Raw genomic sequence first — 12,922 nt, 5'->3', positions numbered from 1 at the left:
CGCCATTGCTTGATGACGAAGGCCGCGGGCGTTGAAATCTCGCGTCCTGTTGTTCGCGAGCGAAGCGATGCAATCGCCCCAAGCGGAACGAACTTGCTGCTACATGCCAGGGCAAGTCGCCCGGACTGAGGCAGATTCGCAAGGATCACACATAATATATCGAATTCCTAGGGTTTCCCCGAGGAGCCATGCACTATATATTTGTGAATAAGCTTCGTCGTTCGATCCAGCGCGCGAGGCGGTGCCTGAGGTCGCGGCTCATTCTTACGTCGCTGTCCGCGCGGGCGTCAGGTCGCTTCGACCAAATCACTTTCGAGAACACATGAACGTGTCCACTCGTTGCGGTGCACGGCACCGAGCAACACCATTGCCCAACGACGGGCCGGGTACTGCTCCGGTGAGGACCTACCCGCCTGAGAACAGGGAAAAAATGAGTGTACAAGGGAGTATCTCATCAAGGGACGAGAAGGCGGTGCCCACCAAGGGCAGACGCCGCGTCCTGGTCGCCACCATCGCCGCGCAGTCTATTGAGTACTATGATTTCTTGATCTACGGGACTGCTGCCTCGCTCGTGTTCAACACGCAGTTCTTCCCAGCGGAGAACCCGGTGGCCGGAATTCTCGCTTCATTCGCCACCTTCGCCGTGGGGTTCGCGGGACGGCCACTCGGCGCGGCGGTGTTCGGACACTACGGCGACAAGTTCGGCCGCAAGCCCGCCTTGCTCGTGGCGATGATGTTGATGGCCGTGTCCTCGATGCTGATCGGGCTGCTGCCGAACTACACGACCGCTGGTGTGCTGGCCCCGATCCTTCTGGTGGCGCTGCGCCTCGGGCAGGGAGTCTCGGTCGGCGGTCACTTCGGCGGAGCCACGCTGATGTCGCTGGAGAACGCTCCGCCGAACAGCCGAGGCCTCTTCGGTGCGTTGCCGCAACTCGGAGTGGTCGTCGGAATGGTGGGAGGTACGCTGACCTTCCTGCTCATCAGCAACATCACCACGGCCGAACAGTTCGCCTCGTGGGCTGGAGGATCCCGTTCCTTCTCAGCTTCGTGATGTTCCCGGTTGCATGGTTCGTGCACCGCTACGTCGAGGACACGCCGGAGTTCCGCAGGGCCGACGCGAAGTTGGCCGATCGCAAGCGAACGGCACCTCGGTCCTCGGTGGTGCAGGTGCTGCGAAACCCGAAGCAGGTCTTGCTGGTCGCGTTCACCTTCATTCCAGCGACGATCATGTTCTACGTCATTGCCGCGGGGCTGCTCCACTACGGCACCGATGACTTGAAGATCCCCAAGAACACGATGCTCACCGTGGTCATGCTCTCGATGATCGCGTTCGCGGTAGGCACGATCGGGTTCGCACTGCTGTCCGATGTGGTGGGTCGACGCGTGGTCTACGCGGGGGGTGCGGTCGCCGCCGGAGCGTGGGCTTTCGCGTTGTTCCCGCTGGTCGATACTCGCAGCTTCCCGTTGATGCTGTGCGCCGCGTGCGTCGGTCAGCTCACGGTCGGAGCGATGTTCGGACCGGGCACTGCGTTGTTCGCCGAAGCGTTCCCGCCTCGCGTTCGCTACTCCGGCGCCTCGATTGGCAACCAACTCGCGAACATCCTCGGCGCCGGTTTCGCCCCGCTCATCATGGTCGCCTTGCTGGCGGCGACGCATTCCACCGTGTCGGTGTCGCTTTACATCGCTGCCGGTTCGGTGGTCAGCTTGATCGCGGCATCGATGCTTCGGGTAGGCAACGGAGAACCAGTGGCCAAGAGCTGAGTAGCGCGCGGCGGAGCGCCGGTGCGTTCTCGGGGCCGGGGGTGGTGCGTACTTGTGGGTACGCACCACCCCGCAAGATCCAGTTCAAGTGGCGATGGAGCGATGCTGTGAACAATGGCGGTCCTGTGCCCCAGCACGCGCCGCAGTGCAGCCGGGCGTCGCAGCGAGCCAGCAGGTCCTTCGTCGTGGCTGGCGGACGTGCATGAGGTTATCGAGTACCGGACGTCCGCGTCTCGCGGAAAGAGCGGAATGCGGTTGCAACCTGGGCGCGTCAAGGCGCCCCGAGATGGCGATCTCGGGGCGCTACACCTTGGATTCGATGCTCTGGATCAGGATTCGGCTGCTTCGTCGTCCCAGAACCCGCTCTGCTCGAGCATCTCGATGACGTAGTCCGCGCTCTCAGTGATGTGCTCTTCCATCAGCGCCCGGGCCTTCCGGGTGCTTCGCTTCCGCAGGGCGTCGACGATCAGCGGGTGCTGCTCCCTGGTCGAGTTCACTCGGGACTCGAGCGAGGCGTAGAAGCGGTTCGGCATGTGCCTGACGACCCCTGCGAGCAGAAGAGCCAGGCGGTTCGAATCCGCGGCGAGGTTGATCTCGCGGTGGAAGGCGTGCCCGAGGTCAGCGATGAGGTTCTTGTCGCCGACCTCGACGGCTTTCTCGAGCTGTTCCATGATCGATTCGAGTTTGCTCAGCTGCGCTTGGGTGATGTTCTTGGCGGCGCGGGCCGCGAGCTCACCCGCCAGCTTGGCCTGTGCCCAGAAGAGATCGCGCACGTCCTGCCTGGTGAACGGCGCGACGACGAAGCCTCGGCGGGGCACGAGCTGGACGAAACCCTCGTTGTGCAGGGTCAGCAACCCCTCGCGGACAGGTGTGTTGCTGACACCGACTGCTTCGGCGATGGGCTCCATGCGGAGGAAGTCGCCCGGTTTGAAGCGCCCGGACATGATCTGCTCGCGGACGTAGCTCGCCACCTCGTCGGGAAGCTGCTTCCGCTTGCTGCTGCGGACCGTGCCCAGGTCGTTCGCAACCGACATTTTGACTCCACATTCTCGAGACTTCCGGAACATAATATACCGGACGTCCCTCGCTGCGGCGCAACATCCCCTGGCGTCGTTGCGCGAGGCTACCGCAGCGCGACAGCCGGGGATTGCGTCATGTTGTAGAGCGCCGGACCGGGTCGAGACGGCCCGTACGATGCGCACAACATGCAGGTATGCGGCCTAGCGTTGGGTCTCGAGCTTAGCGGGGTCGACGGCCGGGGTGAGGCACGTCCGAAAGTCGACGGACCTCGTGGCGGCGACGGTGATCGCTGGCAACGTTTCGAACGCTGCTGAGGAGCGCGAAGCGGATCTTCAGGGTGCCCTCTCCGAGTCGACCCGGGAGCTGCGTGCCCGCATCGTCCGGATGACGCCGTCGGCCCCGTCGAGGATGTGGTTCTCGGTGAGGGTCCGGGCCAACTCGGGGTCGCGGAAGCGCAGTGCTTCGATGAGCTTGGGGTGGTCGTCGCGGGTGGTGGTGACGTGGCCTTCGATCGAGGTGTAGAAGCGGTTCGGGAGTTGTTTCACCGCAGAGTTGAGCAGCAGGCTCAACCGCCGGGATTCGGCTGCGCGGTTGATCAACCGGTGGAAAGCATGACCGAGTTCGGTGATGTCGTTCTGAGCGTCGTTGTCGACGGCTTCTTTGAACTGCTCGTTGATCGACTCGAGTCTGGTGAGATCCGCCGGGGTGATCTTGCTGGCGGCCCTGGCGGCGAGCTCGCCGGCGAACTGCGCTTGCGTCCAGAACAGGTCACGCACGTCTTGCTGGGAAACCGAGGCGGCAACGAAGCCCCTGCGGGGTATCAGCTTGACGAATCCTTCGTTGCTCAGCGCGAGCAGTCCCTCGCGCACGGGCGTGCTGCTCACGCCCAGGGCCTCGGCGATGGGCTCCATGCGGAGGAAGTCGCCCGGTTTGACCTGGCTGGACATGATCAGGTCACGGACGTAGCTGGCCACCGCTTCGGGGAGCTGTTCCCGTCGGCCTCGGTTGCTCCGGAACCGGTCGCGGCCCGTGGTGATCGAGTGGTCGACCATGAGCGTCACCTCCCGTTCAGGTGACATGCATCATATACAAAATTTCCTTGGCGTGACACTTCATGCGATCGACTCGTTCGGTGGACGGGACGGCGTTCCACGATCTGCAGCGTCCGTGGGTGGCTAAAGGGGCGCCGCGACCAGCGTCTCCGGCACGCGAGCCGGCGCCGTCTCGACGTGGCGTTCGAGGGCGCACCGCGTGGTCAAGGGGGTTTAAGTGGGCTGCCGCGATCTCAGCGATCTCCCCGCGACGTCGCGGAGAATGAGTTTCGCGCCTGGAGCCTCTTGCCGGCAACGGGACGATGCCGGAGGTTCGCCGAGCAGTCATGTCGAGGAGGAGCGATGGCCGAACGGCGTTCCCGGTGGGCTCACCGAGAAGTTTCACCCCTGGAGTTGTTCTTCGACCTGGTCTTCGTGCTGGCCGTTTCGCAGCTGACGCACCACCTCATCGAGCACCTGACGTGGCACGGGGCGGCCGAGACGTTGCTCCTGCTGGTCGCGGTCTGCGGTGTGTGGGCGTTCACGAGCTTCGAGGTCACGATGCTCGATGTTGAACGCCGGGCCACCCGGGCTGTGACCGCGGGGGTGATGGGTTGTGGCCTGTTCATGAACGCGGGGATCGCGCATGCCTTCGCCGACGGCCCGTGGCTGTTCGTGATTCCGATGCTGGCAGCGCTGGCCGGGGCGGCTGGTTTCGCGGCGTTGCGCGCGCCGTCGCCCGAGCTGCGCGAGCACTTCAGGCGAGTGCTGGTCTGGATCGCGGCGTCCATGCCGTTCTGGCTGGTGGGAGCGGGTCTTGACGCTGAGTGGCGAATGCGGCTGTGGGGCGTCGCTGCGCTCATCGATCTGGTGGGGACCTGGACCGCGCATCCAGTGCCGCGCCGTGCGCTGCGGTCGACGAGCGTCCCTTTCGATGCCTCCCACATGCTCGAGCGCATGCGGCTGTTCCTGATCATCTTGCTGGGCGAAACCGTGCTGACGATCGGCCGGGTCATGTCAGAAGAACACCCCGACGTCCGCACCCTGTTGTCATCACTGGGGGTGTTCGTGGCTCTGGTGTGTCTGTGGTTGACCTATTTCGGGCGCGGTGAGCAGCAGGTGGCCGACCACATCGCTGCGACCGACGACCCGATCCGGTCCGTGCACTTGGGCATCAACGCCGTTTACGGCGTGATGGCTGGATTGGTGGTCCTCGCTGCCGGCAGCGAGCTGGTGATCGCGCATGCGGAGGATGCCCATGCGGGAATCGGGGGCGTGCTCCTGCTCGGTGGACCGACGTTGTACCTGTTGGCGCAAATGTTCTACTTCCGGGCTACCACCGGCATCGTGTGGATCCCGCGAGGGCTGGGCGCGATCGCCCTGACGGCCGGTGCGGTGGCCGCGTACTGGCTACCGCCATTGGTAGCGGTGTTGGTGCTCGTGCTGGTCCTGCTCGTACTGGTGAGCCACATCGCCCGAGAGCGGGGTGCAGCGGCGGAGGCCGCCTGACGCCCGCCTTGCCGACCCTCTTGGAATTGTCAGCATAATATATAAAACTTGACGACGGGTGAACGTCAACGGTCCGGCTTCTCGCTGGGCCATCCGGTCGAGGCCACCGGCAGGGCTCGTCGGCCGTGTTCGAACGGGTCGCCTGACTAGAGGGAAAGGCAGGGCAGCGATGCTCGAGAAGTACAAGCAGTTCACGGCTCTGACGTTCGAGAACGATCAGCCCGGAGTGCTGGACGTCGTGTTCGACGCTCCGAACCTCAACGCGGTGGACGCGACCGCGCACGCGCAGCTCCCGAAGCTGTGGCCCGTCATCGACGCCGATCCCGAGGTGCGGGCGGTCATCGTGCGGGGCAGGGGAAAGGCCTTCTCGGCGGGTGGCAATTTCGACCTGGTCGAGGAGCAGATCGCGGATTACGACGTGCGGATGCGAGTCATGCGCGAGGCGCGCGATCTGTACTACAATATCCTGGCGTGCAACAAGCCGATCATCTCCGCCATCCACGGGCCCGCGGTCGGTGCTGGCCTGGTGGTGGCACTGATGGCGGACATTTCGATCGCCGCGCGTGACGCGAAGATCGTCGACGGGCACACCCGTCTCGGGGTGGCCGCAGGTGACCACGCGGCCGCCGTGTGGCCTCTGCTGTGCGGCATGGCCAAGGCCAAGTACTTGCTGCTGACGTGCCGACGGATCTCGGGTGAGGACGCCGAGCGGGCTGGTCTGGTGTCGCTGACCGCCGATGAGGCTGACTTGCTCGACACTGCCCGGGAGATCGCCGGTGAGCTGAGCTCGGGTGCGCAGGATGCGATCCGGTGGACGAAGTACTCGCTCAACGAGTGGTACCGGCAGGCGGGACCGATCTTCGACGCCTCGCTCGGCCTGGAGTTCCTCGGCTTCGGCGGTCCGGACGTCGTGGAGGGTGTTGCTTCCTACCGCGAGCGCCGTGCCCCGAATTTCAGCACTGACTCACGCGCCTGAGCGGCCTCCAGTCGTGGCGGAGGCTCGAATTCGCTGCCCATCCGATCGGACGGCGATCCCGATCCGAGCTGATGACCTCCGGCAGCAGTCGAGCACGTGGGCTCCGTTGCGGTGGTGCCGCAGCTCCCCGTGGTGGGAGCTGCGGCATCAACTCCCCGAGCGACGTTTCGAACCTCGACGGGTTCCGGGGCGGCCCCGGGGACACCCGTGGCATGGCTATCGCGGGACGGTCGGCATTCGTCCAGGGCACGTCGCCGAGGCCAACGGGATCGCTGCGGCCGATTACGAGTGCCCGCACGCGCCGGCTGTGTAGAGCCCGGTCCCCCTGCTCGAGGGGAGCAGGGGGGCCGAATGGTCGTCGTCGGGCTGGGCCCCTTCGGACGACCGTCGTGAGCGTCGGGGACCGCTCACGATCGCTGGACAGCCGCAGTCGCCTTCGGCCGGCCTCGCGCAGTAACGCTTCGGGACACTGCACTGCTCTCGGTCTGCACAGCCAGCGCCACCCATCGCCAAGTCGTGTCGCCGAAACGTTCGGCGGCGTTGTCCCGACCTTAGGAAGTGTCCCTGGGCGGCGGTGTCCAACATTTTGGACAGTTGGTTCCGGCTTCCTGAAAGACCGTCTCGGTCAGTGGATGTGCAGGGCCCGCATCCGGTTGTAGAGCGTCGATCGGCTCACACCGAGGGCCCGTGCCGCCTTGAGCTTGTTCCCCCCGGCCGCTTCGATGGCTGCGACGATGACTTCGCGTTCGGCGTCCCGGAAGGGCGACGTCTGCTTTCGCACGCCGCGGTGCGACGCCGGGAGGTCGGAGGGGATGATGTCGCCCGCTGAGCGAGCTGCAGCGAGGCTCTGGATCACGCGGCGCAGCTCCGCCAGGTTTCCGGGCCAGGGCTGCGAGGCCAGCACGCTCATGGTCTCGCAGGTGAGCCGGGTACGTCCGGAGTTACCAATGTCGGCCAGCATCTGCTGCGCCAGTTGCGGAATCTCGTGGCTGCGCCGACGCAGGGGGAGAAGGTCTCGGCGATCGTCGCACAGGGCCACGAGCGGTGCGTGCACACTGTCGAGGTGATCGCCGGGCGTCGAGGTCAGCACCACGTTTCTAGTCGTGCTGCGGAGGCACTTGGCCAGCAGCGCCGTCATCGGTTCGGACAACAGCTGCACGTCCTCGACGATGACAGCGGGTCCTTCGCCGTCCAACTGCGTGCCCATGCCGGCTGCCCAGGCCTGCTCGCCCTGCCTCACGATCTCGGGCGCCTCGAGTGTGACGGCGTCAGGACCGGTGAGCCGCCGCGCCTCGGTGGTGCGGCCGCTGCCGGTCTCGCCGACGACCAGCAGCGGCCACCGAGTTGAGGGCTCCGGGGCGTCGTGGTCGCCTTCCCGCTCAGCCACGATGTCGACGAGGACACCGCCAGTTCCGTCGATAGGCGTGCACTGGAGCCGGACGGAGCGGCCGGAGGTCAACGTCAGCCGTTGCGTCGTCGTACCGGAGCGCGTCTCCTCCGCACACGTCCGCACGACCGCGTGGTCGGTGGGATCGAGCAGATCGAGCGCGGGAGGGGTGGCCAGCACCAAGCCTTGCCCGACCACGACGACGGCACGACCTCGCCGGCGGGAGGCCGTTTGGAACTCAGCCAGCAATCGCCGTTGGCCGGAACTCGAGTTGAGCTGGAGCCGCGCCTCGATGTCGCGGACCAGGCGGCGGACCAGGGCGGGGAACAGCGGATTCTGCGCGCTCGAACGGCCACCGATGTTGAGCACTCCGGCGAGGCGACGGGTGATCGGGTGGATGATCGGATGTCCGTAGCAGCTGAAGGAGTGGAACGCCTCCATGTAGTGCTCGGGCCCGTGTACCAGCAAACCCTGCTTCGTCTCCAGCGGGGTTCCCACCGCGTTGGTGCCCACTTGGTCCTCGCTGAGCCGGGCACCTGGTACGACGCCGAGCTCGACGACGGCGCGTCTGTCCGAGTGCTCGGCGAAGCGCACGTCCAGGACGTGCGCGGTGTGGTTGGCGAGCACAAGCCCGACCGGCGCTCCGAGGAGCTCGTTCTGCGCGTGGTCGAGGACCGGTCCGGCTGCGCGGGACAGGGTGCTCTCCGCGTTGACCACGTCCTGGTCGAGACGTGGTGTGACGTCTTGGCGCAGGCCGTTCAACCGCGATCGTGCCCGCGAAGACTCGATCTCGGGACGCCGTCGTGCGGCGGGGGCGCAAACCGGATGACTGGGCACGCGGTACCACCTCTTCTCGCCACGGTTCTCGGCTGCTCGGGCGCACAGCGACCGGAGGAGCTCGGGATGCCACACCCGACAACGTGAGGGGGAGCATAATATGTTCCACATAATGTCCGCGATCATTTGCTGGAGATCATCGCGAGGCTGGTGGGGAGCGAGGACGAGGTCAGCGGGCTCGAGTGCTTGAACCTTCGTGCTGTCGACCGGAGGGGTCCGAAGATGTCGAACGTGTCGACTCGCACACGGAACGAATGCCGGGTGTCGGCTTCAGGACGCGGAACGGTCCTCGCTCCAGAGGCCGCGTGCGTCGAGCATTTCGATCAGGTGGTCGGCGCTTTCCAGGACGTGCTGTTCCATGAGCGCCCTTGCTCGCTGTGGCTTGCGGTTCCGGAGGGCTTCGAGGATGAGTGGGTGTTCGTCGTGGGCTGAGGAGATCTTCCCCTCGATCGCTGCGTAGAAGCGGTTGGGGAGCTGTTTGACCACAGATCCCAACAGCAGGGCGAGGCGGTCGGACTCCGCTGCGAAGTTGATCTCGCGGTGGAAAGTGTGGCCGAGGTCGACGAGGCCTGCCTCGTCATCGTTGGTGATGGAGGCCGAGTACTGCTCGACAAGCGCCGCGAGCCGGTCCAGTCGGGCAGTGGTGATGTTCTTCGCCGCTCGGGCGGCGAGCTCTCCGGCCAGCTGGGCCTGGCTCCAGAACAGGTCGTGCACGTCCTGCCGGGAGAAGGGTGCGACGACGAAGCCACGTCTGGGCACCAGCCGGACGAAACCCTCGCCACGCAGTGAAAGGAGTCCTTCCCGGGCTGGAGTGTTGCTGACGCCGACCGCCTCAGCGATGGGTTCCATGCGCAGGAACTCGCCGGGTCGGGCGGCGCCCGAGACGATCAGCTCGCGGACGTAGCTCGCCACGTCCTCGGAGAGCTGCTGGCGCCGGGATCCGCGGTCCCGCCCAAGTCCCGTGTCGTGCGCCATCGTTCAGCCACCTTCCCCAGAGCATTGGAGAACATAATATATGAAGCGTTACGTGCCGCGGTGTGAGGTGATGCGTTGGACCGAGCATGGGCAATGCATTTTGTATGCAGCGATCTCAGGCTGAGGCGATAGGAGTTACTCGTCGTCGCGTGAGCTGCTCAGCGCCACTGGCGCTGAACCTTCACCTCGCGCGAGCGCGTTTGCGGGCGTACATATCGCGGTCGGCTTCGCCGAGCAAGGTGTGCGAAGTAGTCGCAACGTCATTTGTGGTGGCGAGCCCGACACTGGCGGCGAGCGTGATGTGATCTCGGCCCGGAGCGGTGGCCTGCTTGTTGAGCTGCTGGTCTATCCGCTTGCGCATCCTCTCCGCGCGGTCCTGGTCGGCCACGGTGGCGAGGACGACGAACTCGTCCCCTCCGATCCGGGCCACGGTATCGTCGGGGCGTACTGCGGAGAGCAGCTGTTCGGCTGCCGCCTGCAGGAACGCGTCGCCGGCTAGGTGCCCGTGAGTGTCGTTGATCGCCTTGAGGCCGTCGAGGTCGATCATGAACAAGGCGAGCAGACCGCGCCGTCCGGCGAGCTCGCCCAGCTGCTTCTGGAACCGGTCGAGGAACAGGGCGCGGTTGGCCAGGCCGGTGAGCGGGTCGTGCAGCGCTTTGCGAGTCAGCTCGGCCAGGTGTTCTTCGTTGACGCGTGCGGCGCCATTGAGGGCCTCGTACAGGCAGACAACGGAGGTCGGCCGGTCGTCCGGGCCCCGGATCAGGCTGAAGCGGCCGGCCAGCCAAAACGGGTGTCCATCGCGGTGCCGCATGCAGAAGTCCAGGCTCGCCGACTCGACGCGCCCCTCCCGGAACTCCGCGTACAGCGCTTCGATCCGTTCTTTGTCCGGTTCGTAAGCCAGTTCGGTGCCGCACCCGATGAGCTCGTCGCGGGAATAGCCGACGAGCTCGCACACCTTGTCGTTGACCGCTGTGGCACGGGCGTAGAGGTCGTTCATCGCCATGCCGACCGGGGCATTGGACAGAACCTGACGCCAGAGCAGGTCGGAGGCGCGCTGCGCGGTGATGTCCTGGAACTGGGAGATGATCAGCTGCTGGCCCCCTGCTCGTGTCGGGACCGGTGCACTGCTGATGAGCGCGCAGATGACGCTGCCGTCGGCACGCACGAGCCGCTTTTCCTCCGAGGATGAGCTCTGCTCCTCCTCGGCCATCTTCGCGACGCCTTCCAGGTCCAGTACCGGACCGCACCCATACGTCACGTCCGAAGGGGGCAGCTCGAGCAAGCGCTCCCGGGCATATCCGAGCATGCGACACAGGGAAGGGTTGGCTTCTACGATGCGGCCCTGCAAGTCAACAAGCGCGAACGGGCTGGGAACCCGCTTCCACAGTGCTTCCCAGACAACCGTGTCAAGGGCGTTGTCTTCCCGATTGTCCACGATTCACACGATAGGCGGCCTGGACCGAACGCGGTCCGTGATCGGTCTGGACCAATCGAACGTCGATATGCGGACCGTTCGGGACGGGTGACTGACACTCGATGTGCGGGGGAACATGGGCGATCGCCTGCGCTCATCGAAGGGAGTCTTCTCCAGCGGCGCTATCCCACGGGCGGCTCGGTCGTTCGCCGCCGCCCCTGCCCGGCGCCTCGCGTTCGTCACTGCTCGTAGACGGGCGCCATGATCGCCCGCGCTAGCGTGTGGTTGAGCAAGGTGAAGCTCATGAAGGCGGGTGTTGCGGTGTGCGGAATCCCCAGCGACGGGACATCGACGGCGTGCACGGCGATGTAGTAGCTGTGTACGCCGTGCCCTTCAGGCGGTGCGGCACCGAGGTAGTGGCGCAAGCCGGCGTCGTTGGTCAGTGTCAGGGCGTTGTCGGGCAGCTCGCGTCCGCTCGGCTCGCCGGCGCCGGTCGGCAGTTCGGTAGTCCTGGCGGGGACGTCGATCACCGCCCAGTGCCAGAAGCCGCTGACGGTCGGGGCATCGGGGTCGTACATGGTCACCACGAAGCTCGCCGTCTCCGGTGGGAAGCCGGACCAGTTCAGGTGTGGGGAGATGTCGTCGCCTCCCGCGCCGAAGATCCCGCTGCGCTGCGCGGGCGGCAGCGTTTCGCCGTGCGCGACGTCCTCGCTGACGAGGGTGAACGACGGGACCTGGGGAAGGTCAACATAGGGGTCACGACTCATCGCACGGTCCTCCTGCTCTGCCGAATCGTTTCGACCTGCTGAAAAAGGCGCGTCGACCGCGGTATCGGTGCCGCGACCGACGCGCCTCCGTGTCAGGCCTTGACCAGGTTTCGGTTGAAGAACTCGGTCAGCTTGGCCACAGCTGGGGTGAGGTACTCGTCCTTGTCGTAGAGGTCCACGTGCGTGGCGCCTTCGATCAGGTGCAGCTCGGCGTTGTCGCCGGCCTTGGCCACCGCGCCCTCACTGAAGGGCAGGGTCGCCGCTTTGGTGCCGGCGATCATCAGCAGTGGCCGTGGGGCGATCTTGTCGACCTGCGCGTAGGAGTCGTACTGGTCGAGCAGGGCGGCGCTGCGCAGCGCCCACGTGTTGGTCGAGCAGGGGTGCTGCCCCCGCGGCGTCTTGTAGTAGTCGACGAACTCCGCCACAGACTCCGGCGTCGACTCATCCGCGGTCTCCGGCAGTGCAGGCACCATGGGAACCGGCTTACCCGCGACCTCGTCGCTGTACGCCTGACCCGACTGCTTGACCAGCTCGTTGAAACCGTCCGCGTCGCCTGCGCGGAAGAAGCCGGGCAGGTCCACCGCGCTGACGGTTGCCACGGCCTTCATCCGGTGGTCGGTCTGTGCGGCGAAGGGCACGTAGCCGCCGGAGGCGCAGATGCCGAGCACGCCGATCCGTTCGGCATCCACATCGTCGCGGTTGGCGAGGTAGGACACGGCCCAGCGGAAGTCGTCGGCGCGCTGGAACGGATCTTCCAGCCCGCGCGGCTGGCCTTCGCTGTCGCCCTGGTACGCGGCGTCGAAGGTCAGGGCGATGTAGCCCTGGTCTGCCAGGCGCTGCGCGTACAGGCTGGGAGTCTGCTCCTTGACGCCAGTGGCCGGATGACCGACCACGATGGCCGGCGACCGCTCCGACGACGTGGTGTCAGGGGTGTAGAGGTGTCCCGCGAGCATCAGGTCGCCGCTCGAAAAGCGCACATCGGTCTTCATGAAAAACAAACCTCGAAATGGTGCTGAAGTGGTGGCGCGGTGCCGTGTCGGCTTCCCGGCCAGGGGAGGTTCGTCTGTCTCCCCGTGACTCCAACTGTGCTTCGGAATGGAGAGTGCGAGAAGGGACGGCTCCCTCCTGGGAAGAAACCATCCCCCCATCCCTCCGCCAGCCGAGTGCGGAATGGTGCGTACTCACGATCGTTCGCGGGTCTTCGGTGTGCCATGGCAACGAATCAAGAGCTGCACGCGTCAGACC

At 65.7% G+C, this 12,922-nt stretch carries 11 protein-coding genes; 4 read left to right on the top strand and 7 right to left on the bottom strand.

Translation table 11 applies throughout. The annotated features are described in order from the left end of the window. Positions 1-472: 472 nt before the first annotated feature. Both ACYVF3_RS13300 and ACYVF3_RS13295 read left to right on the top strand, forming a co-directional pair. Positions 473-1,051: an MFS transporter gene (locus ACYVF3_RS13300; RefSeq protein WP_461154544.1), complete on the top strand. Its 579-nt coding sequence runs from the start codon at positions 473-475 to the stop codon at positions 1,049-1,051. Continuing rightward, entirely contained in the window at positions 1,051-1,761 is a 711-nt protein-coding gene (locus ACYVF3_RS13295; RefSeq protein WP_461154543.1) for an MFS transporter, read from the top strand. The genes ACYVF3_RS13300 and ACYVF3_RS13295 overlap by 1 nt, the downstream gene beginning before the upstream one ends. 329 nt (positions 1,762-2,090) lie before the next feature. Here ACYVF3_RS13295 and ACYVF3_RS13290 read toward each other — a convergent pair whose 3' ends face one another. After that, complete coding sequence (locus ACYVF3_RS13290) at positions 2,091-2,795, bottom strand: GntR family transcriptional regulator (protein WP_461154542.1); 705 nt, start codon at positions 2,793-2,795, stop codon at positions 2,091-2,093. 318 nt (positions 2,796-3,113) lie between these two features. Beyond that, positions 3,114-3,860 carry a GntR family transcriptional regulator gene (locus ACYVF3_RS13285; protein ID WP_461154541.1) on the bottom strand — a complete coding sequence of 249 codons (747 nt, stop codon included), beginning with the start codon at positions 3,858-3,860 and terminating at the stop codon, positions 3,114-3,116. A gap of 315 nt (positions 3,861-4,175) precedes the next feature. Here ACYVF3_RS13285 and ACYVF3_RS13280 point away from each other — a divergent pair, with 315 nt between their 5' ends. Together ACYVF3_RS13280 and ACYVF3_RS13275 are read left to right on the top strand one after the other, a co-directional pair. Further along, complete coding sequence (locus ACYVF3_RS13280; protein ID WP_461154540.1) at positions 4,176-5,321, top strand: low temperature requirement protein A; 1,146 nt, start codon at positions 4,176-4,178, stop codon at positions 5,319-5,321. 169 nt (positions 5,322-5,490) lie between these two features. Then, positions 5,491-6,297, top strand: a complete 807-nt coding sequence (locus ACYVF3_RS13275; RefSeq protein ID WP_461154539.1) for an enoyl-CoA hydratase/isomerase family protein — start codon at positions 5,491-5,493, stop codon at positions 6,295-6,297. A 625-nt stretch (positions 6,298-6,922) separates the two neighbouring features. Here ACYVF3_RS13275 and ACYVF3_RS13270 read toward each other — a convergent pair. The 5 genes from ACYVF3_RS13270 to ACYVF3_RS13250 form a co-directional block, all read right to left on the bottom strand. Beyond that, positions 6,923-8,521 (bottom strand): helix-turn-helix domain-containing protein, encoded by a 1,599-nt coding sequence (locus ACYVF3_RS13270; protein ID WP_461154538.1) that lies wholly within the window; start codon positions 8,519-8,521, stop codon positions 6,923-6,925. Positions 8,522-8,791: 270 nt separating this feature from the next. Next, the gene (locus ACYVF3_RS13265; protein ID WP_461154537.1) at positions 8,792-9,496 is read right to left on the bottom strand and encodes a GntR family transcriptional regulator; all 705 of its coding nucleotides are present in this window, start codon (positions 9,494-9,496) and stop codon (positions 8,792-8,794) included. 181 nt (positions 9,497-9,677) lie between these two features. Beyond that, the gene (locus ACYVF3_RS13260; protein WP_461154536.1) at positions 9,678-10,931 is read right to left on the bottom strand and encodes a sensor domain-containing diguanylate cyclase; all 1,254 of its coding nucleotides are present in this window, start codon (positions 10,929-10,931) and stop codon (positions 9,678-9,680) included. A gap of 218 nt (positions 10,932-11,149) precedes the next feature. After that, positions 11,150-11,677, bottom strand: coding sequence for a YbhB/YbcL family Raf kinase inhibitor-like protein (locus ACYVF3_RS13255; RefSeq protein ID WP_461154535.1), 528 nt, complete (start codon positions 11,675-11,677; stop codon positions 11,150-11,152). Between the two features lie 92 nt (positions 11,678-11,769). Then, entirely contained in the window at positions 11,770-12,825 is a 1,056-nt protein-coding gene (locus ACYVF3_RS13250) for an alpha/beta hydrolase (RefSeq protein ID WP_461154534.1), read from the bottom strand. Between the last annotated feature and the right edge of the window lie 97 nt (positions 12,826-12,922).

Source organism: Saccharopolyspora tripterygii (assembly GCF_054778355.1).
Note: the sequence above shows the minus strand (reverse complement) of the source record. Positions and strands in the feature narration are given on the sequence as shown.